This is a genomic window from Brevibacillus gelatini, from assembly GCF_050920745.1.
In the GTDB taxonomy this organism is placed as follows: domain Bacteria; phylum Bacillota; class Bacilli; order Brevibacillales; family Brevibacillaceae; genus Brevibacillus; species Brevibacillus gelatini.
Genome location: NZ_CP154342.1, coordinates 2,005,852 through 2,027,949, shown reverse-complemented (window position 1 = coordinate 2,027,949; position 22,098 = coordinate 2,005,852). Strand labels below are relative to the sequence as shown.

The following is a 22,098-nucleotide window of genomic DNA, read 5'->3' as shown; positions in this document are numbered from 1 at the left end:
CCCCCTTGAAAACTCTTAACTCTTTGTTTTCGCTAATTTTCGCCAAAATCCTATCTCTTCGCGAGCAGATTTTGACGAAAAAAAGAAAAAACCCCATAATTGGGGTTTTTCCAGCCGTTTATCTTAGATCCAACGTTGGATCGTTTTCTCGTAGGAGAGAACTTCGTCAGCGGAGAACCAGAGGCCGATTTCACGCTCAGCGCTTTCTGGGGAGTCGGAACCGTGGATGATGTTCATGCCAACGGAAGTCGCGAAATCGCCGCGGATGGTACCAGCAGCTGCGTCCAATGGGTTAGTTTTGCCCATCATCGCACGAGCAGTAGCAATCACGTTGTTTCCTTGCCATACCATTGCGAATACTGGACCGGAAGTGATGAAGTCAACCAGTTCGCCGAAGAATGGGCGCTCTTTGTGCTCTGCATAGTGTTTTTCAGCCAGTTCGCGGCTTACGTTCATCAGCTTTGCACCAACGAGTTGATAGCCTTTTTTCTCGAAACGGGACACGATTTCGCCGATCAGGTTACGTTGTACGCCGTCAGGTTTTACCATAAGGAACGTTTTTTCCATAGTAAGTATGCCTCCATCAAAGCTATGTATTGGTGTATGCAACACCAACGAAAATTTTATCAAAACTGGGGTGGCCAAGCAACAGGCTGACCGGCAAATTCACATTAAAATTTGCGATCAATGATGTAGTTGGCAATTCCTGTCAAAGACGTTTTCGCCTGTGTGTTGGGCAGGTCGCTGAGAACAGCATGTGCGCGGGCGATATAACGCTCGGCCAGCCGCTGGGAAAAGGCGATGCCTTCGTCCTGGCGCACCAGGCGAATCGCTTCGTCTGTATGCTCCCAAAACGTGTTTTGCCTGATCCATTCCTGGAACTGCCCGCTCGCCTTGCCGTGGTATGCCGTGTAGAGCGCCGGCAGCGTGATGTTGCCGTGGAGAAGATCGCTGCCCGCCGGTTTCCCCAACTGCTTTTCCGTTCCCGTAAAATCGAGAATATCATCGGTAATTTGAAACGCCATTCCGACGTTGTAGCCGTACCAGTACATTTTTCGCACCAGTTCTTCGGTGGCGCCGCTTGCCACGGCCCCGAGCTGACAGCTGATCGCGATCAACAGCGCCGTTTTCCGCTTGATTCTGCGCAAATACGTGCGGAAGCTTTGATCCCAGTTCTTCAAATCCTTTACCTGCTCAATCTCGCCTTTGCACACCTCGACAATGGCGTTGGAGAGAATCTGGTGCAGCTTCGGATTCGGCAACTGGGAAGCAATAGCCAGTGCGCGCGCAAAAATGTAATCGCCCGCGTACATCGCCACCTTGTTGTCCCATTTCATGCGAACCGTGTCTTTGCCCCGCCGCTTGTCCGCATCGTCAATCACATCATCGTGCACCAATGAAGCCATATGAATCAGTTCAAGCGGAACGGCTACATGCTTCAAAACTTTTACATCGTAATGGCCCCACTTGCCGCCGAGCAGCACAAACACCGGACGGATGCGCTTTCCCCCGGCTTTGAGCAAATGCGTCGAGGATTGATACAGCTCGCGAACGTCTGTATCGATCGATTTTTCCAGTTCATCCTCAATGTACTGGACGTCCTTTTTCATTTTGAAGTAAATATCGACCAGGTTCATCCGTTATCCGTTCCACCTATCTCGCAAGCGTAATATTCGTCTTGTGGCCATCCGCCTGCCACAACTCGACGGTCGCGGGTGCCGCCAGAAGCCCCAGCTCCGCCGCGCATCGGTAATAATACTCCAGTCCCACTCGCTGCACTTCGCCAAAATCGTGCTGCAGTCCCGCAAAGTAGTGAGTCCATTCCTCTTTTGTCCCGCCGAAGTGCGCACAAACGTAATCCACTAACGGACCGGGATTGGCTTTCGTCTTTTCTTTGCTCGCCAAAAACGAAGCGTGGACTTCCGCGATCAAGTCATAATACTCGTCAATGACAGCGCGTCTGAGCGCCCAGATGGCAAATGTCATCGAGTAGCCCGTAAACTTGTGCCACAGCTCTCCAAGATCGTACACATGCAAGTCTTTGGCCGTCCGCTTTGCGGCAATCGCATCGTCGCCGATCAGCAGGGCAGCATCAGCTCCTTGCAGCATCTGCGCCAGATTCGGCTCTTGCGTAACGTAAGCGATCTCGTATTCGTAAAACTTGTGGAGAATGATTTTCAGCAGGTTCACCGTCGTCGCTGACGTATTGGTCAGGGCGATTTTCGCCCCGTTCAGCTGCTCAATCGGCTTTTTGCTGAATAGGAAAAGGGAGCCTACCTTCCCTTTTGCACTGACAGACAGGTCCGCCAGTGCCACATAGCGGGAAGCATGCTCAGCATAGCTGAACGAGGAAATCGGTCCCATGTCAATCTCGCCTTTTGCCATCGCCAGATTCAACTGGGCTGGCACCTGGCGGATGAATTCGATCCGATCCTCGAATTTTGCTTGTTCAAAGTAGTAGTAAACAGGCAGTACGTTGGTATACAAGATTTGGCCGATCCGCAAAAACGTTTGCATGCGTCTATTCCCCCCAACGCCGAAACAGCGAATGTGGTACCTCCAGTGCATCCAAAGCTTTTCCAACGACAAAGTTAATCAGGTCATCCATCGTTTGCGGCTTTTGATAATAACCGGGCATGGCCGGCAAAATCCGCACGCCGAGCCTGCTCAGCTTGAGCATGTTTTCCAGGTGAATCGCATTGAGCGGCGTCTCCCGAGGGACGATGACCAGCCGCCTGCCTTCCTTTATCATCACATCAGCGACACGCTCCAGCAAATTGCCGGAGGCACCGTGCGCGATGCCAGAGAGGGTTCCCATCGAACACGGAACCACGATCATGCCGTCGCAGCGATACGAACCGCTCGCGGCGGGACAGTTGAAGTCGCGCAAGCCCCAATAATAAAGCTCTCCGGGAAAATCCTGCTGCAGCTTCTCCCGCAGCAGCCCTTCCCGATCGTCTGCATGCCAGTCCAGCTCGTCGTGAAAAACTTGCCAGCCCGCCTCGGTAATTATCAAATGAACGATATGTCCGGCACGCAATAGCTCGGTTACGACCCGGACGCCGTAAATGGCACCGCTTGCACCTGTTATTCCCACTACCCACTTTTGTCTGTTCATGCTATCACCAGATCAATCATAGTAAACACGAACATGACGACACTCAAAATTCCGTTCATGTTGAAAAACGCCACGTCGACTTTGGACAGGTCTGTCGGTTTGACCAGGGTGTGCTCGTAAATGAGGATCGCCCCGGAGATGAGCACGCCGATCAAAAACCAGATCGACAGGTCCGCTACGACGTACAGCGACATCAAGCCGATAAAGGTCAGGACGTGGCACACTCTCGCCACGAGCAGCGCCCCTGCAATCCCAAAGCGGCTCGGCAAGGAGAACAGCCCTTCCTTGCGGTCAAATTCCGCATCCTGGCAGGCGTAAATAATATCGAAGCCGGCTGTCCAGAACAGCACGGAAGCAAACAGGAGTAAGCCAATCGCGTCTACCTGGCCAGTCGTGGCTACCCAGCCTCCCAACGGTCCGAACCCGATTGCTACTCCCAATACAAAATGGCACAGCCAGGTAAAACGTTTCGTATAGGAATACAACACCAGTACGAAAACAGCAAGAGGCAGCAGCTTGACTGCCAGCTCATTTAACTGGTAGGCAGCGATAAACAATAGCACGAACGAAGCAATGATAAACAGGACGACTTCCATCACGGAGATCAGTCCCGCCGGAATCGCCCGTGTTGCTGTTCGCGGGTTTTTGGCGTCAATGAAACGGTCGATGAGGCGGTTCAGCGACATGGCTGCGCTGCGTGCCCCTACCATCGCAACAGTCACCCAAAAAATTTCCATCCATGTCGGCCATGCCTTCTCAACTACAATACTTCCCAAAACCGCCCCCATAAAAGCAAACGGCAGAGCAAACAGGGAATGCTCGAATTTTATCATTTCCAAGATGATTTTCAATTTGCGTAGAGCCATCCATGACACTTCCTATCTCCTGAAAAATACCGCCCATGCCCGCTCACGCCGGGGCCAGACGCTGAGGCTACGGCTTCGTGCCGATGTGCAGAGCGGAAACCCCACCCATAAACAGCTTGACCTGGACCGGGTCCAGACCAGCCTGCTGAAACATCCTCGCCAGCTCGCGGCTGTCCGGGAAATTCGTCAGGGAGTGCGGGAGCCAAGCGTATTCCTCATACTTGTTCACGGTCATTTTCGCAATCAACGGCAAAATTTTATAGAAGTATAAGTAAAATAGCTTGCGATACGGTATAAAAGGAGGCTTGGACACTTCCAGGGAAACGACTTTTCCTCCCGGCTTCACGACGCGGGTCATCTCGTTCAACACCTGCTGCACATCCGGCACGTTGCGCAAGGCAAAGCCGATCGTAACAAAATCGAACGTATTGTCCTCATATGGAAGGCTCATGGCATCAGCATTCACCAGCTTGACGATATTGCCAACACCTGCATTCGCTACCTTGTACGCTCCTACATCCAGCATGTTCTGGCTGAAGTCCAGCCCGACAACCCGTCCGTCTTTGCCCACGGCCTTTGCCAAGGCAATCGTCCAGTCCGCCGTTCCGCAGGCTACATCAAGCGCGCTGTCCCCAGGCTTGATGTTCATCTGCTTCATGGTGTAATTGCGCCAAGCCTTATGGCTGCCAAAGCTGATGACGTTGTTCATTTTGTCGTAGTCGCTGGCAATGCTCTCAAATACGGAGTGAACGTACTTTGCCTTCTCTTTCATTTGTGTCTGGTCCACTAGGCTACATCTCCTCAATAACTCGTTTCAGGCGATTCACTCGACGGGAGTAGCGAGCCGTTATGGAAGCGAGCACATTGCGTGTTTCCACAGGGTGCAGCGTCCGCACCATTTGCTCGCACAGGCTGAGCATTTCCATCGCCTTCATCTCAACGGCCGACAGCACCTGGGCAAGCGTAGCACCCGGTTTTTGCAGCAAAAAACGAGCAAAACCAAAAGGAACTTGTTCTTGCCACTTGATTTGCTCCCATTCTCCAATGACGCTCTCAACCTTCGCTGTTTCTTTCATCAGATTTACCCAGAACTGGCGGCGCTCATCCGAATCCGCGTACTTCTCGACAAACGCTACATACAAGCCTGTATCAATCGTATTGCGCAACTCCCAGTACTCTTCATCCGACAAGCTTCTGGAATCGCGCCCTGCCACGTACAGCTTCATTTTCGCTTCATTCACGCGCTGAACGGCTCCGGACAACAGTTGGATCGCTTCGATCTCGCCCTTTTCAGCCAGCAGTTGGTAATATCTGCTGCTGTAATAATCTCCGGCGAGCACCGTCAACTGTCTGTTTCGTTCCGCGCTCAATGAATCTTCGTATTGATTTTTCACATGTTCATGCATGTCCAGTCCCAACTGGACGAGTCCCGTCGCTGTGCAGAAAACGGAAGCCCGTTCCTTCGTCATGCCTTGTTCCCGCAAAAACAGGTACAACAGTTCCAGGCGATTTTCCGCCTTGGAAGGAACGTCTACGTAATATTCTACATAGGAATGGGTGGTTCGCTTGTAGATCTGCTCGATGATCGACCGAACCTCTTCTGCATATGGGGTATGTTCTTTGCTCATGCGTCCTCCTCCACAAGCTGCGCAACCTAATGATGTCTGCCTGTTCCGTACACTTCCATCTACCTTTACCATCCGGTCAAAAGGCCGTCCTTACTATCATACCATACTTCATCCATCAGGGACTAATTCTCTCGTAAAAATACGGTTCGATTCGAACGGGGAATGTGTTTGTTACATAGGAATCGACATCATCCAACTCCGCGATCGGTTTGGGATGCGAATGGGTCCCCGTCGCCTGGATCGCCATCAGCAGTTTCGACTCTTTCGGCTGATCGTTTTCTTCCAGCAAACGAAAATAGACGTGCCCGACATTGTCTGTGCGCGTAAACAGCTCGTATGTCAACTGGTAAAAATCATGATAAACATGACTTGTATTCACCTTTTCACCCGGTTTCACCGCAAAATCGACATAAACTGACGGGTTTTCCCATTTTATACGCTTCATTTTATAGTGTGGCGTCAGTAATGTAAACAAATCCAGGACATTTCGCTCACTCAGTTGAATCGGGCGTGACGGCTGGAATGTGGGCACGACCGTCCGCTCCCACCCGGTGCGCGGGACAAGCGACAGCATCAAGGCCAGGAAAGTGGAAACGACAATCGCCACAAGCAGTTGGCGCGGCATAGACATCCCTCCTCCCCACCATTGTACAAACAAAAAAAGCAGGCTATGCCTGCTTTCGCAAATGGGGCTCGTCACTCTGTCGTATCGATAACGCCGTGCTGCGAGTAAATGATCGCTTTTCCACGAACCTTGATCGCGGAAGTATGCTCCGTGAATTGGAAGATCATCACTTCGCCCTTGTCGAGCTTTTCCGTATGATGAAAACGGGTGTCAGAGCCGCGCGTGAGGCCGATGACATGCACTCCGTTTTCCTTGGCTTTGACTACAAAATAGTCCTGGTTAATAGCAGATGGCTGTGACAAGTTGTTTCCTCCTGACCAGTGCATGATGTTCCCTGTCTAGTAGGATGTCCCGTCGGACTCCAGACGGCTCATGATTTTTGCTACATAGCGCTGTGTTTCCTGTGGCAGCTGATTGTACTTCGCTTCCAGTTCCTCATCGCTGTCAATGCCCAGACGACCGATGCGGCCCGGACCTGCATTGTACGCTGCCAGCGCCACTTTGACGTTGCCATCATAGCGGTCGAGAAGCGATTTTAAGTATTTGGTTCCACCCGCGAGATTTTCATCGGGGTCGTAAGCATTGCGGACGTTCATCGCCTGCGCCGTTTTGTCCATAAGCTGCATCAAGCCTTTTGCCCCTGCTCTGGAAACGACGTTTGGATTGAAGTTGGACTCTGCTCTCACGACTTCCCTGACGAGATCAGGATCGACGCCAAACGCTTTGGCCGTCCGTTCGATTTTCTCCAAAATAGCTCCCGGAGCCACCGCTGCTCCTTTTGCGGAAGCCGTATTCAGCTCTGTCCCATATTCTGCGGACAACTTCCACCCTTTGCTGCCATCGAGCTTGGCCAAAATCTCCTGTGAAGAAATGACACGCTGCCCTGACGCCAGCTCTGTCTGCAAAATGTCAGAAAAGAGGTCCTGCTCCCCAAAGAGGGACGAAGCTGCTTGACTGGTCGTATACGATTGCGGCATCGTTTGCAAATATGGTTGAAGCGATACAGGCACCTTCATGGCTCGGAACAACCCTTCCCTTGCTTGTCTTCCTTCTATTATAAAAAAGAAAGATCAGGAAGCCAATAGCAAAAGTGGCAACGCTCAGGAACAAAAAAAGAAGCCTGTCAAAAGGCTTCCTGATTTCTTATTCAGATGGTCGGAATGCAGGGATTTGAACCCTGGACCTCACCCACCCCAAGGGTGCGCGCTACCAGGCTGCGCCACATCCCGACTGTACATCTGTAATTTACAACATTTTACCTGCGATGTCAATAGAAAAATGCCGGCATTTACAGCTACGGCCGCGTTGACAGCAAGCCAGGCTGCAAACTAGGACCGAATGAGGCTGAACACTTCTGCACGGGCAGCCGGATCTTTTTCAAAAATGCCGCGCACAGCCGAGGTGACGGTTTTCGAGCCAGGCTTCTTCACGCCGCGCATCGTCATGCACATGTGCTCTGCCTCTACGACGACGATCACACCGTGCGGATCGAGCTTGCGAACGATCGAGTCGGCAATCGTTGTCGTAATTCTCTCCTGAAGCTGCGGACGCTTTGCCACGGTGTCAACTGCACGCGCCAGCTTGCTCAAGCCTACAACACGGCCTCCACGCGGTATATACGCAACATGCGCCTTGCCGAAAAACGGAACCAGATGGTGTTCGCACATGGAATAGAACGGAATGTCCTTGACCAGGACCATTTCTTCGTGGTCTTCACTAAACACCGTTTCGAAGTATTGTTCTTCGTTAATGTGCATGCCCTCGAATACTTCGGCATACATTTTCGCAACGCGCTTCGGGGTATCCAGCAGTCCTTCCCGATCGGGATCGTCCCCTACCGCCTCCAGAATCATGCGGACAGCCTGTTGAATTTTATCCAAATCAACGTTCATACATTCGTACCTCCTACATAGCGGCCCCTCTTCCTAGAAGCGGCAACTGCTTCTTGGGGTGGCCATATCCTGATCCGTTTGTCCTGCTTTCCGTGCGCACAAACAAGCCAAGGCAATCTTACCATACCCACTTCAAAAAAACAAAAACATCTGACGAGACAACTGTATGTACCGGGCACAAAAGCGTATAAGGCCTGCTCAGGTTCCCAAGCGTTAAAAAAAATCCACATTGCAAACAATGTGGATTTTTTATGTAAGTGCTTCGTTCTCGAAAAAAACAATTACTTGATGGAGTCTTTGAGTTGTTTACCTGGTTTAAACGCAGGTACTTTGCTGGAAGCGATTTCGATCTCTTCACCTGTTTGTGGGTTACGACCTTTACGAGCCGCGCGCTCACGAACTTCGAAGTTACCAAAGCCGATCAGTTGGACTTTATCACCAGTTTTCAATGCCTCAGCAATTGCATCGAGAACGGCATCAACTGCTTTCGTTGCATCTTTCTTGGTGAGTTCAGTGGTTTCCGCTACTTTTGCAATCAATTCTGTTTTGTTCATTTTCTTCACCTCCCCTCAAAGAACACCAAGTCCTAGTTATTATTTTTCTTAACCGAAACGAAGCGTTTTATACACGATTGGCTGTATTTACCGATCTGACAAGCTTATAGTAATACACCGATTTCTTAAATTCAAGCCCCTCCTGTCGAAATTGAACGAAATACAAGAAAAAAGGCATCCCGTCACGTCGGATGCCTCGTTCTGAATTTCCTTTTATAGGTCCATTGCCCTAGTCCTTATAGTATGATCGCAATCAGGCCGCCAGAGCCTTCGTTGATAATCCGTCCCAATGTTTCCTGCAGTTTGTAACGGGCATTGTCCGGCATCATCGTGATTTTGGCCTGGATGCCTTCTCTCACGATGGAATGCAGCGAGCGACCGAAAATGTCCGAGTTCCAGATCGACAGCGGGTCTTTGTCAAAGTCCTGCATCAAGTAACGGACAAGCTCCTCGCTTTGCTTCTCGGTTCCGATAATCGGCGCAAACTCCGATTCGACGTCGACGCGGATCATGTGGATCGACGGCGCGGTCGCTTTCAGTCTGACCCCGAAACGCGGTCCCTGGCGAATCAGCTCAGGTTCGTCCAAGGTCATCTCATGCAGCGACGGAGCAGCGATTCCGTAGCCCGTACTGCGCACCATATGCAAGGCTTCCGCTACCTGGTCGTACTCGCGCTTGGCGTGGGCGAATTCCTGCATGATTTTCAGCAGATGATCCTTGCCGTTGATCTCGACCCCGACGATTTCCATCAGGATTCGGTCGTACAGCTCATCTGGCGCGAACAGGTCAATCTCGGCGATCCCTTGGCCCATGTGCATACCTGCCAGGGACGCCCGCTCCACGAAGTCATAGTCGTTGAAGAAGCCGACAACGCGGTCCACGTCGCGCAACCTGCGAATATCCTGCACGGTTTCACGTACGGCTTCTTCGTAGTTCTGACGGAGCCAGTGACCATTTTCCAGCACCATGACCCAGCTGGGCAGATTCACGTTTACTTCGTGCACAGGGAACTCGAACAGCACTTCTTTCATCAGGAGGAGAATTTCCTGCTCCGTCATATGGTCGACGGACAGGGCCACTACGGGCACGTCGTATTTTTCCTGGAGCTGCAGGCGCAGGTTTTGCGTTTCGTCCGAGCGCGGGCGTGTCGAGTTGACCACGATGACAAACGGTTTGCCCACTTCCTTCAGCTCATTGACTACCCGCTCCTCCGCGTCGATGTATCCTACACGCGGTATTTCCGCGATGCTGCCATCTGTCGTAACGACGATCCCGATGGTCGAGTGCTCCTGGATGACTTTGCGCGTTCCGACCTCGGCTGCTTCCTCGAAGGGAACCGGCTCCTCATACCACGGCGTGTTCACCATTCGCGGGCCGTTCTCATCTTCGAAGCCTTTTGCCCCTTGCACCGTATAGCCAACGCAGTCAACGAGGCGGACGTTAATGCTGAGCCCTTCTGTTACATGTACGTTTACCGCCTGGTTCGGAACAAATTTAGGCTCTGTCGTCATAATTGTTCGGCCGGAAGCGCTCTGCGGCAGTTCATCCGTAGCGCGAATCCGCTCTGCTTCCGACTGGATATTCGGGATGACGACCTGCTCCATAAACCGTTTGATAAAGGTCGACTTCCCCGTACGGACCGGACCTACTATCCCAAGGTAGATGTCTCCGCCCGTCCGTTCGGCAATGTCTTTAAAGATGTCGACTCGTTCCACCATCGATGACCTCCTTCTATTTGTCTATTTTTACACTATGACCGATTTTCCGAATTATCCCTGACCGTCAGTATTTTCGTAGGGAATCTCGTACTAGTTTCGTGGACAGTACAAGTATATGTGCGGCTGAACCAACTAGAACAAAAAAACAACTCCGGCAAGAGTTGTTTTTTTGTGAGGTCCGCTATTTGATTTTGAGCAGTCTCGGTTCGCCGTCTACCAGCTCGTACGGGAACGATTTGGCCGGCACAAACATTGACGACCGCGCCAGGACGTATCTCGGGTCCGTATTCGGTGTGACGGTTGCCTTGTTTTCGCGCAGCATCGTCGCAATATCTGCCGCGTAGTCGATGCCGACCTGGCCATCTGCATTCATGACCAGCGGCAGCAGGTAATCCCCGACAATGGATGGCACCTGCCATGTTTTCACGCCGATTTCGGCATGGTCGATCGAGTAGTAGCCGTTGCCCAGATCAGCCTGCACTGGCAGCTTGTTGAAATAGCCGCGATAGCGATCTACAGCCGCTTGTACGTCTGCGACCGTGCTGACAGCCCCCAGGTGAATCAGCTTGACCGTCGGCTTCGTTTCCACGTCAATCAGGACGTATTTGTAGAGCCCGCCCTTTTCAAAGGCATTCCCGGGAACGTCCGGAATGTACTTCGGAATCATTTTGCGAAAATCAATCTCGTATTTTTCAAAAATGGGAGTATCCAGCGGCTTCGTCACGATGGGCAGCACTGCCGTATCTTTCTGGTATTGCTCAATTCCTTTTTGCGCCGCTTCGAGATAAAACGAGCTGGGCACCTGGTTTTCCGCCTTCCGTTCGTCCGGATACAGGCAGCCGGACAACAGAACAGCAAGGATGCTCAAGCTTATTGTCAGCTTGAAAGTTTTCCGCCATGATTGCCACATCTTATGTATACACCTCTAACCCTCATTCTTCGTTTTCCATGCGTTGCCGCTCCAGCGCGGCAGCTACGACCGACTTCAATCGGCTCTCCGGTATGCGGACCGTACAGTCGCTGTTCGTCGTCTTCGCCTGACAGGCCAGGCGTATCCCCTGCCGCAAGTCCTGCTCCGGCATTTTGCGCAGCTCCAGCGCGGTAGGAGCCGCCAGTTCGCCGCTCTCCACAACGACGCGGCACATCAGGCAGGACGCGTGGCCGCCGCACCTTTGCGGGATCACGACTCGCGCATTCCCCGCCACACGGACGAGTGTTTGGCCTGGTCTGGCCTTCACACTTTTCCCACTGGGAAGAAACGTTACCTTCCCCATGTCGTCACTCCTTTTTAATACGGCCGATGGGCCAGCTTTACATTGCCTTGCTCGACGATCCTGATCTGACAGCCGAGTCGAAATCCTTCTGCCCGCTCAGCCTTGCGCAGGCGCAGCTTTTCTTCGCTCGTGATCTCGTTGAGGAACGAAGCCCCCTCCAAAACTTGCGTGCGGCATTGGGCACATAGACCTCGCTGGCAGGCGTGCCCCCACGTCACCTTGTGCTTTTTGGCAATCGCGACAACCGTTTCATTCAGCTCCACAGGCACGTCGTGAGTTCCCGAACGCGTAATCAGCGTTAACTGCGTCATCCTTTTTCCTCCCTAGACAAAAATCACGATCAGAATCATGACAAACACTGCGATCAGGATCAAGAAAGCGCAAGTCTTCACAAGAAACCTGAAAAACGCATTTGTCATTTTTCTGGCAAAGATCATCATCAAATTGCAGACGAACATTAGCCCGATCGCGATCAGGGAAATGTTCATCTTGGTCATAGGATCAATATACATCTGTCTTGCAGCATCCTTTGCATTTTTTTGCTTCATTATATCATACTTCCCAGCTCCCGTCTGACGTTGTGAACCTCCATCTGGACGTTCGCATAGACTATTCTGATGAATTCGCCCATAGGAGGGATGAATGTTGAGCAGCAAAGTAAATGGACGGAAGTGGCGGAACCCCTACGCTCCGATACCGAGCAAGAAGCTGAGCGATCAAGCGACGGACGTTTCTTTGGCCATCAGCCCGCGAAAAATCATTCCGGCCGTGGACCTGAGATCCTCTGTATCCAAAATGCGCAGCAACATCAAAGGGATCAGCAGCACCATTCGCCAGGTCGAGGAGACAATGGATACCCTGTACGGCGCGATGGAGATCATCGAAAACCTCGGCAAGCGCTCAGCCGAGCCGGAAGCATCAGCAGAAAAGCCTGCATCGGGCAGACGGAAAGGGAATACAGGTGCAGCGAAGGACAGCGCAAAAGGCAAGGATACAGCCAGAGCAGAAGAGGCTCCACAGGAGTCCAGCGCAGCGGCAGGAGGCGGAGGAAGCAATCCGCTCGGCAATATTGACATCGGACAGCTGCTGGGCCTCCTGCAATCGCCATTGGTGCAAAACCTGTTGACACAGACCGTAAGCGGCACGAGCAAGCAACGAAAAAAAGAGGGATGAGATCCCTCTTTTTTTCTTGGTATCTGTAGGTCAGCCATGCCCCTGTAGAGCCATGATTGTTCCTAATTTTACTGTATGACGCATTTGACAGCAGGGAACATGCATAATCGCCCATTTCTGTCATTTGAGCAGCTTGGCCAAGGATGACATGTCATTCAAATTGATTTCCTTGTTGCGAAACATCTCGATGATCTTGTCTTCCTTTTCCGTGTTCAGCTTTTTCCCGCTCATGGTCGCGAGCGTCTGGAGAATTTGCCGAAGCTTCGTCTCATCCTCGAAGTCGCTGCGCTTTACCTGGCTGGCCAGCGAACGCAGTTTCCCCTCGTCAACCTTTTCTGCCGCTTTTCCTTGCAAACGCTCCAAGAGACGCTTCGAAAAATGGCTGTTCATCGTCGATCTCCTCCTGCACATGGGCTTTCACCCTATCGTATGTGCAGGAGCCTACATGTGTGAAAAGATTCGCCTACGTCCCATCCGGGTTCAAGTAGCCCATCTCGAACGTCTTTCCTCTGCCCATCAGTTCTTCTACACCTTGGCGCGGCTCTTTTCCTTCAAACAAAATGCCGTACAGCACAGACGTGATCGGCATCTCGACCTGCTCGCGCTGTGCCAGGGCATGTGCTGCGTGAGTCGTCCGCACGCCTTCGACGACCATCCCCATCTGCGCCAGAACGTCGTCAAGCTTTTTGCCCTGTCCCAGCATGTAGCCTGCCCGCCAGTTGCGGCTATGGCGGCTGGTGCACGTCACGATCAGGTCGCCGACGCCGGCAAGCCCCGAGAAAGTAAGCGGCAAAGCGCCCAGCTTGATGCCAAGACGGCTGATCTCCGCAAGCCCACGTGTCAAAAGCGCTGCCTTGGCGTTGTCGCCAAACCCAAGGCCGTCAGACATGCCGGCACCGAGGGCGATGATATTTTTCAGTGCGCCGGCAATTTCCGCCCCGATCAGATCAGGGTTGGTGTAGACGCGAAAACTGGCGTTCATCAAAAGGTCCTGCGCCCGAAGCATGCTCTCTTCCACTTCTGACGCGACAACCACTGTCGTAGGCTGTCTGTTGACTACCTCTTCCGCGTGGCTCGGTCCGGACAGAACGGCAAGCCTGCCGGAAATCTCACGCGGCACTTCCTCCATGATAACTTCAGACATGCGTTTCAGGCTTTCCAGCTCAAAGCCTTTGGTCGCATGGATCAAAAGTACATCCTTATGTAAAAACGGAGCCAGTTGCCTGCAAATTTGCCGCATCGCGTGCGACGGTACGGCCAGGAGCACGATCGGCTTGCCGCTGACAGCCGCCTGAATGTCCGTCACGGCGACGATGCTTTCGGGCAGTTTGGCCTCAGGCAAATATTTGCTGTTTGTATGTTTGCTGTTCACTTCTTCCGCCAGCTTTGGATCGCGCATCCAGAGTGTAACCTGATGGCCGTTATCCGCCAGGACGGAAGCGAGGGCAGTCCCCCAACTGCCTGCCCCGACAACGGTAATCTCTTTTCTCAATAGATCCCCCTCCATCCTACCAGTCTTTTTCGCCAAAACGATTCAGACCTATCCCAGCTTGCGATTGGACTTATCTCCCAATTTCCGTTCAGTTCCTGCGAGAAGATTGCGGATATTATTATAATGGCGAACATACGCAAACAATGCGATGACCAAACTTGTCCAAAAAAAGGATATTGGCTTATCCAGCAAATAAAGAGAAATGGGGATTGCCGTAACCAGCACAAGCGATCCCAGGGAGACGTAACGGGTAATCGCGATCACCAAAACGGCCAGTACCGCTGCAATCAAAAAGGCAACGGGAGAGAAGCCGAGCACCACACCGAGCGTGGTCGCAATGCCCTTTCCCCCGCGAAATCCAAAGTAGATCGGCCAGTTGTGTCCGGCGATGACAAACAGGCCCGCCACTGCATAGGCAGCAGGATCACCTGTCATCAGGTGTGTGATTCCCATCGCCGCCAGCCCTTTTAGTGCATCAAGAATCAGCACGGCGATGCCAGGACCTTTTCCCAGCACGCGAAGCGTATTGGTCGCCCCGGCGTTCCCGCTGCCATGTGCGCGAATGTCAATTCCTGCAACTTTTTTGGCGATCAGATAGCTGAAGCTGATTGAACCGATCAAATAGCTGAGCACCCAGGCTACTAACACCATGGCGAGTTCCTCTCCCTACGTTTTTTTCCGTGTCCAGATGCGGACAGGCGTTCCTTCGAAGACAAACGCTTCACGGATCTTGTTCTCTATATAACGCTCATAGGAGAAATGCATAAGCTCCGGATCATTTACGAACAAAATGAACGTAGGAGGCTTGACTGACGCTTGTGTCGCGTAGTTGATTTTCAGTCGTTTTCCTCTGTCAGACGGCGGCGGTGTGCGAACGGTCGCATCCGTCACGATGTCGTTGAGGACTGAAGTTGGAATGCGCATGGCATGTGCTTGCGCTACCTCGTTGACTTTCGGCAGGATCGTGTGTACACGCTGCTTCGTCTTCGCCGAAACATACAGGATCGGCGCATAGTCCAGGTATTTGAACTCTTCACGAATCAGTTCCGTGAAGCGCTGCATCGTCTTGTCGTCTTTTTCGACGGCATCCCACTTGTTGACGATGATAATAACGCCGCGACCCGCCTCATGCGCGTAGCCGGCAATTTTTTTGTCCTGCTCGATAATGCCTTCTTCCCCGTTCAGCACGACGAGCACGACGTCACTTTCCTCGATGGAACGCATCGCGCGCATGACGCTGTATTTCTCGGTCGTCTCGTACACTTTTCCGCGCTTGCGCATCCCGGCGGTATCGACGAGCACGTAGCTTTGTCCATCCCGCTCAAACGGCGTGTCGATCGCATCGCGGGTAGTTCCGGCGACGTCGCTCACAATGACACGCTCTTCCCCGAGCAGCGCATTCGTCAGCGACGACTTTCCGACGTTCGGACGGCCAATAATCGAAACGCGGATGACGTCCTCATCTCGGTCTTCGTCTTCTTTGGCAGGAAAATGCTTGGCCACTTCCTCCAGCATGTCGCCCAGGCCAAGGCCGTGACTGCCTGAAACCGGAAATGGCTCGCCCAAGCCAAGCGAGTAAAAGTCGTAAATATCGGCACGCATGTCCGGGTTGTCCGCTTTGTTTACTGCCAGTACGATTGGCTTTCCGGTGCGGTTCAGCATGCGGGCAAGCTCCACATCCGCGTCTGTCACGCCTGTGCGGCTGTCCGCAATCATGAGGATGACATCGGCCTCATCAATGGCAAGTTCCGCCTGGTAACGCATTTGCGTGAGAATTTCATCGGTCTCGCCAAACTCGATTCCGCCCGTATCAATCACGTGGAAGGTGTGGGTCAACCATTCTCCTTTTCCGTACAGACGGTCACGGGTTACACCCGGCATATCCTCCACGATTGCGATGCGCTCGCCAACCAGTCTGTTAAAAATCGTGGACTTGCCCACGTTGGGTCTCCCCACAATGGCTACCACAGGTAATCCCATAATCAACAACACTCTCTCTCATATACGTTTTGACTAGCTAATCATACCATACACTACTTGTGGCGAACAACGATAAGGGTATCAGCGCTCACCTCGTGCACCATGGCGTCGAGAATCTTTTCGAGCGTAAAAGCGGTCTGCTGCATTTTCTCATGAGTCGGCTCGATGAAAATGGGGGCGCCGCCCGCGATTCGTTCCCTGTTCACCGTAATGATGGCCAAGATCGTCCCGGTCATGATCTACAGCTCCTTTTTCACGAGTTTCGTCTTCTGCGGCATCCGGAAAACGCTCTCCAGAATCGGCACCGAATCAATGATAGCTTTGCCCCGCTCCACATCTTTTTCCTGCGGCAAAAGAAATACTCCCAGTCTGCCGGATTGCAGGTCGCGCTTTACCAGCGGGGTCAAGGACGGCTCGCCTGTGTCGGTGTAGACGCCAAGCTGGGTCGCTACGTCATGCAAAATCGCCTGACGCTGGCCGGGATGGGCGATGGTTACCTTCGCGTTTGCATCCTTCGGGGTCAAAATAAAGCCGATGCCGTGCTCGCGAATGATGTTTTGCGCGTCTTCCAAACCGACATTCATGATGTAAATGTCGCCAACGTACAAGTCTTTTCCGTCCACTCTCACTTCTGCCGGACTCGTGTCTGCGATCAGCGACAGCGTCTTCCCCGAGCGCAGCTTGCGCGAAATGACAAGGGCGATCACCCCCGCGATCACCCCGCCCCACCAGTTGAACAGGATCGTAGCAGTCGTGGCGATCAGCGACGTGAAAATCACCATGTAGTTCCGTCCTTCAAACACCATGGCGATACCCTCGATGTACGGCCCGCCGCGCGGCACCAGCTCTTGTTTGTCAATTTCTGTCAAGGTCGTGCGCTCCATATTGCGGACATCGCGGAACTGCTGGGCGGCGACGGTCAAAAACGTCACAGCCGTATAGTTTTCCTTCAGCAGCGCCGGCACAGCCAAAGCCCCCAGGGCAGAGGCGATCACCCCGAGCGACACATGAATAATTTTTCCGTGCGGATAGGTCGGATATTGGCGATAATCCGTCCGCAACAAATGGATTCTGCACATGATCCCGAAGACGAAGCCAATCGTCAAGGGAACGACAAATTCATTGGCCAACAACTCTTTCATCAAGCGCGATCACCTGCCCGTATCGGAATGGGAAGGCTCTGCCTCCCTCCGTCCGAAAAGCCGACGAATGGCAGTCCAGAGCATACTGACAAGCCCCAGCAACGAAATGCCGCTCCATAACAAATCTTGCGCGTAATCCGCACCCAGACTGCATACTCCGGAATCCTGCCAAAAATGGAGCGTGTAGAGAGCATCCGCCATCGGCAGCGCCAGCATGAGCACAAACAACCGGACAGCCATCTGCCTGCTCGTCGCAAGCGCCACCACAACGCCAATCCCCGGCACAATCACCCGCTCGTCCCAAATCAATAAAATCGGGTCCGTAAAAAACAGCCAGCGCAACCAGAAAAGCATGACGGCAATCCCCATTGCCCAAAGCACATACAGTCTTCGTCCCGCTTTGGGAAGCCGTGCATAGAGGATTACGCTTGCGAAAAGGGGCAGCAACGTTCCGCTGAGACTTACTTGAATCGGGGCGAAAAACAATTTCCAACTGACAAAGGAGCTTATCAGAAACAGACAAAGAACCGCGAGCACACGCCTTCGCTCCATGCCCATCTCCCGCAACTGGGAGTCGAAGCTTCCCATCCAGACAAGACAAAGCAACGACCACTGGATGAGAATCGCAATGGTTCCCTCGTTCATGTTCATCCCCTCAAAAAAGTGGTTGTCTCCCCAAAGTATGCCTCAAGCGTCCGCCTTTCATGAATGAGCGGCTCGTCCGATTGTCAACGACGCTGCGCCAATTCCTCCAGTGACCGACCTCGCAACCGGGCGCGTTCCGCTGTTTTGCCCGTTATCAAAAGAGGGGTCTTGATCCCGTCTGCGAGCTGCCCAAGCCCAAGCGCCGTCATCGCGACGCGAATCTGATGATGCCAGCCATCTACTTCTGCCAGGCATTCTTCGATCGTGTGCGCGTGCACAAGGCGCAGCAACGCCCCCGCAACGCCAACAGCCGATGCCCCCAGACAAACTGCCTTGATGGCGTCCAGCCCATGCCGGACTCCTCCCGTCGCCATGATGGATGCCTGTGCGTGTATATCGCTGTCTGCTTCCAGCAGGCTCTCGACAGTCGTCAAGCCCCAATCCTCAAACATGGACAGCGGCTGAGTGCTTCTTCTGTTTTCGACTTTGGCAAAATTCGTACCACCGCGGCCGCCCACGTCGATGCTTGTGATCCCGGCGTCGATCAGCTTGCGCATGGTTTCCTTCGCCATGCCAAAGCCGACCTCTTTGACAATGACCGGGACGTTTACGCTGTCCTGGATTTGCTGTATCCGTTCCAAATAGCCGCTGAAATCAATATCACCTTCGGGCATCAGCAGCTCCTGCATGACATTCAGGTGAATTTGCAGGCCGTCTGCCTCAAGCATGTCCACCGCAGCACGCGCCTGCTCCACATTCGCTTCCGCTCCGACGTTCGCCAGCACAATGCCCCTTGGATTTTCTTTTCGCACAATCTGATAGCTCGCTGCGACTGACGGGTCGCGCAGCGCAGCCATCTGCGAGCCGACTGCCATCGCCAACTGACGCTCTCTGGCTATGATCGCAAGCTTCTGATTAATTTGCGTAGTGGAGTGTGCTCCGCCCGTCATCGCGTTGATAATCAGCGGAGACGGCAGGCGAAAAGAAGCAAACTCCGTATCGAGCCTCGTCTGTTCGTAACCGATATTCGGCAGGCTGTTCGGCACGAAGCTGACGTCATCGAAGCTGTTTGCGCCCGTTTCCACAGTTGCCAGTGCATGGCGGATATGGTCAAGTTTCCGTTGTGAACGCTCCAAGCTTTTCCCCCCGAACCTTGCGTTTTTCTGCTGCCTTGGCCACAAGCCAAGCAAAAAGGGATACGCAAGAGCGTACCCCCCTTATTTTTCCAGCAGTCTCGCTTACTTTAACTTGTCTTTCAGATCGCCGAACAGCTCACCAAGCGTTACACCCATTGGCTGATTGTTCTCTTGCGTGAATTGCTGTTGCTCACGCTTGCTTGCGCGTTCGGCCTGCTCGGCGCGATCTTCTTCTACCGCGCGGATGCTCAGGCTGATGCGTTGCTCCTGTGGAACCACATCGAGAATTTTCACTTGCACTTCCTGACCTTCCTTGAGTACCTCGCCAGGAGTGTTCACGCGGCGATTCGCGATTTGCGAGATGTGCACAAGCCCCTCGATTCCAGGTGCCACTTCGACAAATGCACCGAAGGAAACGAGACGTTTCACTGTACCTGTCGTGATCGAGCCCACTTTGAACTCATCGGCAACCTTCGCCCAAGGACCTGCCTGGGTTTCCTTGATGCTGAGGCCGATGCGCTCGTTTTCGCGGTCGACCTTGAGCACTTTCACTTGTACCTTGTCGCCTTCTTTTACGACGTCAGATGGCTTTTCTACGCGGTTCCAGGCCAGCTCGGATACGTGAACCAGGCCGTCGACTCCGCCGATGTCCACGAATACACCGAAGTCGGTCATGCGCTGCACAGTGCCTTCCAGCACTTGACCCACCTGGATTTTCTCCAGAACAGCCTGTTTTTTCGCCTTTGCTTCCTCTTCCAGAACAGCTTTGTGGGAGAGGATCACTTTGTTTTTCTCTTTGTCCATCTCGACTACTTTCAGTGTCAGGGTCTTGCCTTTGTAATCGGAGAAATCCTCCACGAAGTGACGTTCCACCATGGAAGCAGGGATGAAGCCGCGAACGCCTACATCGACAACCAGACCACCCTTCACAACTTCCTTGACAGTTGCCTCGATGATTTCACCGGACTGCATTTTTTGCTCCAGATCAGCCCAGGCAGCTTCCATCGCAACCGCTTTCTTGGAAACGACAAGCTCTTCTTTTTCATCGTTGAGCTTGATTACCTTTACATCAAACGTGTCGCCAACCGCAACGACGTCAGCTACTTTCTCCACATGCAGCGGAGACAGTTCGCTGATCGGAATCAGGCCATCGTATTTGTAGCCTACATCAACGAGAGCTTGCTTGTCTTCCACTTTGGTTACTGTCGCTTTGACGACATCCCCTACGGAAATGGTTGTTGCATCTGTCAAGCTTACGTTTGTTTCATCCATCATCAAAAAAACCTCCTTGAATACCATCCAGTCCCAGACCATCTATGTACAGGTTGTGTACAACCAGATTACACGAAAGCGGGAGCAAGTATATTTTTTACTGTCGCCCGAAGGCTGGCAGTTAGCACTGACGTAGCCAGTAAGTTCCAGCAAATGTAGTATTTGTCCCTTTGCCAATTCTATACTGGACTCAGGAAAGATGCTGGTTGCGCAATTCCTTGATGCGGGCCATGATTAAATCACTCGTCTCCTTCAGCACATCGGAGCCGGTCTTGGCTTCGCGCATGCTGGTGAGGTCGATCGGCTTGCCGTAGACGATCTTGATCGGACGAAATGCCCGATACGGCCCGACAATCGCTACCGGAATGACCACTGCTTGCGACTTGAGGGCAAACATGGCTACACCCGGCAAAGCCTCTTGCGGTTCCCCCGTTTTGCTGCGGGTTCCCTCCGGAAAAATTCCGAAGATTTTTCCATCTTCAAGCAACTTGAGTGCGGTGCGGATTGCCGCCCGATCACCCGCGCCCCTTTTGACAGGGAAAGCGCCGAATTTTGTAATAAAAAAGGATAATACCGGAATTTTGAACAGCTCTTCCTTGGCCATGAAATGTACCTGGCGCTCGATACCGCAACCGAGAAGCGGCGGGTCCCAGAGCGAAATGTGGTTGGCGCACAAAATTACAGGGCCTTCCTTAGGTATATGTTCACGCCCAATCACTTGCCAACGGAAGACAAGCGAAAAAATGAGGCGGAATATTCTGCGGAAAAAACGGTAATAGGTCACTTGGCCGACTCTCCCGTTCGTTCGCAAATTTGCAGGATGTGGTCCACTACCTGGTCAATGGTCATTCCCGTTGTATCCACCAGCACGGCATCGTCCGCCTGGCGCAAGGGTGCCACCTCGCGTTGTGTGTCCCGACGATCCCGCTCCTCTATTTCTTTTTGCAACTCGGCCAGGTCTGTCTCGGTTCCTTTTTCGCGCAGTTCTCTCCATCTGCGCTCTGCTCGCTCGCGGCTGGAGGCTGTCAGAAAAATTTTCACCTTGGCGTCAGGCAGAACGTGCGTCCCGATGTCTCTGCCATCCATGACCACATTGCCTTGCTTTGCTAGTTCTCTTTGCAGCACCAGCATCTGTTCACGAACAGAGCCGTAGCTTGCGACAATCGAGGCGGATTGACTGACCTCTGGCGAACGGATCTGGTCGGTCACATCGATCTCGTTCCAGAACACACGCTGCTGTCCAGCTTGTCTGACCAAGCCAATCTTGTTGTTTTTCAAAAGCTCGGAAACAAGAGACTCGTCGCTGATCGGAAGCTGCTTTTGCAAAACAGCCCAAGCGAGAGCGCGGTACATGGCGCCGGTGTCGATGTAGACGTATTCCAGCTGCCTTGCTACCCGTTGTGCAACCGTGCTTTTCCCTGCTCCCGCAGGTCCATCAATCGCTATGTTCATTATGTCTCACCTGCTATGTACAGTAGTTCAGAAAGGGAGTAAAACAAGAAAAGCTTCTGCCCGAAGCCCTTTTCCATTCATGTGTGGTGAAAAACACGTGGCGACCGCGCGCGGTCTGCGAAAACGCCCCT

At 52.8% G+C, this 22,098-nt stretch carries 29 protein-coding genes and 1 tRNA gene; 1 reads left to right on the top strand and 29 read right to left on the bottom strand.

Going from position 1 to position 22,098, the window contains the following annotated elements; genetic code table 11:
* Positions 1-123: 123 nt before the first annotated feature.
* From ndk to AAFJ72_RS10030, 18 genes are all read right to left on the bottom strand, one after another.
* The gene (ndk, locus tag AAFJ72_RS10115) at positions 124-567 is read right to left on the bottom strand and encodes a nucleoside-diphosphate kinase (RefSeq protein ID WP_122904229.1); all 444 of its coding nucleotides are present in this window, start codon (positions 565-567) and stop codon (positions 124-126) included.
* A gap of 104 nt (positions 568-671) precedes the next feature.
* Entirely contained in the window at positions 672-1,637 is a 966-nt protein-coding gene (locus AAFJ72_RS10110; protein WP_432776966.1) for a polyprenyl synthetase family protein, read from the bottom strand.
* Positions 1,638-1,653: 16 nt separating this feature from the next.
* Positions 1,654-2,517: a menaquinone biosynthesis protein gene (locus AAFJ72_RS10105; RefSeq protein WP_432776965.1), complete on the bottom strand. Its 864-nt coding sequence runs from the start codon at positions 2,515-2,517 to the stop codon at positions 1,654-1,656.
* 4 nt (positions 2,518-2,521) lie between these two features.
* Positions 2,522-3,118, bottom strand: a complete 597-nt coding sequence (locus AAFJ72_RS10100; protein ID WP_432776964.1) for a UbiX family flavin prenyltransferase — start codon at positions 3,116-3,118, stop codon at positions 2,522-2,524.
* Complete coding sequence (locus AAFJ72_RS10095; protein ID WP_432776963.1) at positions 3,115-3,984, bottom strand: UbiA-like polyprenyltransferase; 870 nt, start codon at positions 3,982-3,984, stop codon at positions 3,115-3,117. The genes AAFJ72_RS10100 and AAFJ72_RS10095 overlap by 4 nt, the downstream gene beginning before the upstream one ends.
* Before the next feature lie 67 nt (positions 3,985-4,051).
* The gene (locus tag AAFJ72_RS10090; RefSeq protein ID WP_122904224.1) at positions 4,052-4,771 is read right to left on the bottom strand and encodes a demethylmenaquinone methyltransferase; all 720 of its coding nucleotides are present in this window, start codon (positions 4,769-4,771) and stop codon (positions 4,052-4,054) included.
* 4 nt (positions 4,772-4,775) lie between these two features.
* A complete protein-coding gene (locus tag AAFJ72_RS10085; protein ID WP_432776962.1) occupies positions 4,776-5,612 on the bottom strand; it encodes a heptaprenyl diphosphate synthase component 1 in 837 nt (278 codons plus the stop codon).
* A 115-nt stretch (positions 5,613-5,727) separates the two neighbouring features.
* On the bottom strand, positions 5,728-6,237 hold the full coding sequence (locus AAFJ72_RS10080; protein WP_432776961.1) for a hypothetical protein: 510 nt from the start codon (positions 6,235-6,237) through the stop codon (positions 5,728-5,730).
* Between the two features lie 71 nt (positions 6,238-6,308).
* Positions 6,309-6,539: a trp RNA-binding attenuation protein MtrB gene (gene mtrB / locus AAFJ72_RS10075; protein ID WP_122904221.1), complete on the bottom strand. Its 231-nt coding sequence runs from the start codon at positions 6,537-6,539 to the stop codon at positions 6,309-6,311.
* Positions 6,540-6,575: 36 nt separating this feature from the next.
* Positions 6,576-7,253, bottom strand: coding sequence for a lytic transglycosylase domain-containing protein (locus AAFJ72_RS10070; protein ID WP_122904220.1), 678 nt, complete (start codon positions 7,251-7,253; stop codon positions 6,576-6,578).
* Between the two features lie 136 nt (positions 7,254-7,389).
* Positions 7,390-7,466, bottom strand: a tRNA-Pro gene (locus AAFJ72_RS10065).
* Between the two features lie 99 nt (positions 7,467-7,565).
* Complete coding sequence (gene folE / locus AAFJ72_RS10060; RefSeq protein WP_432776960.1) at positions 7,566-8,129, bottom strand: GTP cyclohydrolase I FolE; 564 nt, start codon at positions 8,127-8,129, stop codon at positions 7,566-7,568.
* 281 nt (positions 8,130-8,410) lie between these two features.
* Entirely contained in the window at positions 8,411-8,683 is a 273-nt protein-coding gene (locus AAFJ72_RS10055; RefSeq protein ID WP_122904218.1) for an HU family DNA-binding protein, read from the bottom strand.
* A 236-nt stretch (positions 8,684-8,919) separates the two neighbouring features.
* On the bottom strand, positions 8,920-10,398 hold the full coding sequence (gene spoIVA / locus AAFJ72_RS10050; RefSeq protein ID WP_432777173.1) for a stage IV sporulation protein A: 1,479 nt from the start codon (positions 10,396-10,398) through the stop codon (positions 8,920-8,922).
* A gap of 184 nt (positions 10,399-10,582) precedes the next feature.
* On the bottom strand, positions 10,583-11,311 hold the full coding sequence (locus AAFJ72_RS10045; RefSeq protein WP_432776959.1) for a hypothetical protein: 729 nt from the start codon (positions 11,309-11,311) through the stop codon (positions 10,583-10,585).
* A gap of 22 nt (positions 11,312-11,333) precedes the next feature.
* Positions 11,334-11,675, bottom strand: coding sequence for a 2Fe-2S iron-sulfur cluster-binding protein (locus AAFJ72_RS10040; RefSeq protein ID WP_432776958.1), 342 nt, complete (start codon positions 11,673-11,675; stop codon positions 11,334-11,336).
* Between the two features lie 14 nt (positions 11,676-11,689).
* Complete coding sequence (locus tag AAFJ72_RS10035) at positions 11,690-11,986, bottom strand: 2Fe-2S iron-sulfur cluster-binding protein (protein ID WP_432776957.1); 297 nt, start codon at positions 11,984-11,986, stop codon at positions 11,690-11,692.
* Positions 11,987-11,998: 12 nt separating this feature from the next.
* Positions 11,999-12,187 carry a DUF2768 family protein gene (locus AAFJ72_RS10030; protein ID WP_122904340.1) on the bottom strand — a complete coding sequence of 63 codons (189 nt, stop codon included), beginning with the start codon at positions 12,185-12,187 and terminating at the stop codon, positions 11,999-12,001.
* 130 nt (positions 12,188-12,317) lie between these two features.
* On the opposite strand from AAFJ72_RS10030, the gene AAFJ72_RS10025 reads away from it, so the two are divergent.
* Positions 12,318-12,848, top strand: coding sequence for a hypothetical protein (locus tag AAFJ72_RS10025; RefSeq protein WP_122904214.1), 531 nt, complete (start codon positions 12,318-12,320; stop codon positions 12,846-12,848).
* 120 nt (positions 12,849-12,968) lie between these two features.
* Here the strand turns inward: AAFJ72_RS10025 and AAFJ72_RS10020 are convergent, their stop codons facing one another.
* The 11 genes from AAFJ72_RS10020 to cmk all read right to left on the bottom strand — a co-directional run bounded on the left by AAFJ72_RS10020 (position 12,969) and on the right by cmk (position 21,967).
* Positions 12,969-13,238: a stage VI sporulation protein F gene (locus AAFJ72_RS10020; protein WP_122904213.1), complete on the bottom strand. Its 270-nt coding sequence runs from the start codon at positions 13,236-13,238 to the stop codon at positions 12,969-12,971.
* A gap of 73 nt (positions 13,239-13,311) precedes the next feature.
* Positions 13,312-14,355, bottom strand: a complete 1,044-nt coding sequence (locus AAFJ72_RS10015; RefSeq protein WP_432776956.1) for an NAD(P)H-dependent glycerol-3-phosphate dehydrogenase — start codon at positions 14,353-14,355, stop codon at positions 13,312-13,314.
* A 33-nt stretch (positions 14,356-14,388) separates the two neighbouring features.
* Positions 14,389-14,991: a glycerol-3-phosphate 1-O-acyltransferase PlsY gene (gene plsY / locus AAFJ72_RS10010; RefSeq protein WP_432776955.1), complete on the bottom strand. Its 603-nt coding sequence runs from the start codon at positions 14,989-14,991 to the stop codon at positions 14,389-14,391.
* 15 nt (positions 14,992-15,006) lie between these two features.
* Positions 15,007-16,320: a ribosome biogenesis GTPase Der gene (der, locus tag AAFJ72_RS10005; RefSeq protein WP_122904339.1), complete on the bottom strand. Its 1,314-nt coding sequence runs from the start codon at positions 16,318-16,320 to the stop codon at positions 15,007-15,009.
* Positions 16,321-16,373: 53 nt separating this feature from the next.
* Positions 16,374-16,556 carry a capping complex subunit for YIEGIA gene (locus tag AAFJ72_RS10000; protein WP_432776954.1) on the bottom strand — a complete coding sequence of 61 codons (183 nt, stop codon included), beginning with the start codon at positions 16,554-16,556 and terminating at the stop codon, positions 16,374-16,376.
* 3 nt (positions 16,557-16,559) lie between these two features.
* Entirely contained in the window at positions 16,560-17,465 is a 906-nt protein-coding gene (locus AAFJ72_RS09995) for a YIEGIA family protein (RefSeq protein WP_432776953.1), read from the bottom strand.
* 6 nt (positions 17,466-17,471) lie between these two features.
* Positions 17,472-18,107 (bottom strand): YphA family membrane protein, encoded by a 636-nt coding sequence (locus tag AAFJ72_RS09990; protein ID WP_432776952.1) that lies wholly within the window; start codon positions 18,105-18,107, stop codon positions 17,472-17,474.
* Positions 18,108-18,190: 83 nt separating this feature from the next.
* Positions 18,191-19,243 (bottom strand): type 2 isopentenyl-diphosphate Delta-isomerase, encoded by a 1,053-nt coding sequence (fni, locus tag AAFJ72_RS09985; RefSeq protein ID WP_432776951.1) that lies wholly within the window; start codon positions 19,241-19,243, stop codon positions 18,191-18,193.
* 102 nt (positions 19,244-19,345) lie between these two features.
* A complete protein-coding gene (rpsA, locus tag AAFJ72_RS09980; RefSeq protein ID WP_122904207.1) occupies positions 19,346-20,518 on the bottom strand; it encodes a 30S ribosomal protein S1 in 1,173 nt (390 codons plus the stop codon).
* A 187-nt stretch (positions 20,519-20,705) separates the two neighbouring features.
* Positions 20,706-21,299 carry a lysophospholipid acyltransferase family protein gene (locus tag AAFJ72_RS09975; RefSeq protein WP_432776950.1) on the bottom strand — a complete coding sequence of 198 codons (594 nt, stop codon included), beginning with the start codon at positions 21,297-21,299 and terminating at the stop codon, positions 20,706-20,708.
* Positions 21,296-21,967, bottom strand: a complete 672-nt coding sequence (gene cmk, locus AAFJ72_RS09970) for a (d)CMP kinase (protein ID WP_432776949.1) — start codon at positions 21,965-21,967, stop codon at positions 21,296-21,298. Before cmk ends, AAFJ72_RS09975 begins: the two co-directional genes overlap by 4 nt.
* Positions 21,968-22,098 lie beyond the last annotated feature (131 nt).

Bases quoted from the DNA above. Each gene is read 5' to 3' on its own strand.
- ndk (WP_122904229.1), bottom strand. From the start codon at position 567: ATGGAAAAAACGTTCCTTATGGTAAAACCTGACGGCGTACAACGTAAC.
- AAFJ72_RS10110 (WP_432776966.1), bottom strand. From the start codon at position 1,637: ATGAACCTGGTCGATATTTACTTCAAAATGAAAAAGGACGTCCAGTAC.
- AAFJ72_RS10105 (WP_432776965.1), bottom strand. From the start codon at position 2,517: ATGCAAACGTTTTTGCGGATCGGCCAAATCTTGTATACCAACGTACTG.
- AAFJ72_RS10100 (WP_432776964.1), bottom strand. From the start codon at position 3,118: ATGAACAGACAAAAGTGGGTAGTGGGAATAACAGGTGCAAGCGGTGCC.
- AAFJ72_RS10095 (WP_432776963.1), bottom strand. From the start codon at position 3,984: ATGGCTCTACGCAAATTGAAAATCATCTTGGAAATGATAAAATTCGAG.
- AAFJ72_RS10085 (WP_432776962.1), bottom strand. From the start codon at position 5,612: ATGAGCAAAGAACATACCCCATATGCAGAAGAGGTTCGGTCGATCATC.
- AAFJ72_RS10080 (WP_432776961.1), bottom strand. From the start codon at position 6,237: ATGCCGCGCCAACTGCTTGTGGCGATTGTCGTTTCCACTTTCCTGGCC.
- AAFJ72_RS10070 (WP_122904220.1), bottom strand. From the start codon at position 7,253: ATGAAGGTGCCTGTATCGCTTCAACCATATTTGCAAACGATGCCGCAA.
- folE (WP_432776960.1), bottom strand. From the start codon at position 8,129: ATGAACGTTGATTTGGATAAAATTCAACAGGCTGTCCGCATGATTCTG.
- AAFJ72_RS10055 (WP_122904218.1), bottom strand. From the start codon at position 8,683: ATGAACAAAACAGAATTGATTGCAAAAGTAGCGGAAACCACTGAACTC.
- AAFJ72_RS10045 (WP_432776959.1), bottom strand. From the start codon at position 11,311: ATGTGGCAATCATGGCGGAAAACTTTCAAGCTGACAATAAGCTTGAGC.
- AAFJ72_RS10040 (WP_432776958.1), bottom strand. From the start codon at position 11,675: ATGGGGAAGGTAACGTTTCTTCCCAGTGGGAAAAGTGTGAAGGCCAGA.
- AAFJ72_RS10035 (WP_432776957.1), bottom strand. From the start codon at position 11,986: ATGACGCAGTTAACGCTGATTACGCGTTCGGGAACTCACGACGTGCCT.
- AAFJ72_RS10030 (WP_122904340.1), bottom strand. From the start codon at position 12,187: ATGTATATTGATCCTATGACCAAGATGAACATTTCCCTGATCGCGATC.
- AAFJ72_RS10025 (WP_122904214.1), top strand. From the start codon at position 12,318: ATGTTGAGCAGCAAAGTAAATGGACGGAAGTGGCGGAACCCCTACGCT.
- AAFJ72_RS10020 (WP_122904213.1), bottom strand. From the start codon at position 13,238: ATGAACAGCCATTTTTCGAAGCGTCTCTTGGAGCGTTTGCAAGGAAAA.
- AAFJ72_RS10015 (WP_432776956.1), bottom strand. From the start codon at position 14,355: ATGGAGGGGGATCTATTGAGAAAAGAGATTACCGTTGTCGGGGCAGGC.
- plsY (WP_432776955.1), bottom strand. From the start codon at position 14,991: ATGGTGTTAGTAGCCTGGGTGCTCAGCTATTTGATCGGTTCAATCAGC.
- der (WP_122904339.1), bottom strand. From the start codon at position 16,320: ATGGGATTACCTGTGGTAGCCATTGTGGGGAGACCCAACGTGGGCAAG.
- AAFJ72_RS10000 (WP_432776954.1), bottom strand. From the start codon at position 16,556: ATGACCGGGACGATCTTGGCCATCATTACGGTGAACAGGGAACGAATC.
- AAFJ72_RS09990 (WP_432776952.1), bottom strand. From the start codon at position 18,107: ATGAACGAGGGAACCATTGCGATTCTCATCCAGTGGTCGTTGCTTTGT.
- rpsA (WP_122904207.1), bottom strand. From the start codon at position 20,518: ATGATGGATGAAACAAACGTAAGCTTGACAGATGCAACAACCATTTCC.
- cmk (WP_432776949.1), bottom strand. From the start codon at position 21,967: ATGAACATAGCGATTGATGGACCTGCGGGAGCAGGGAAAAGCACGGTT.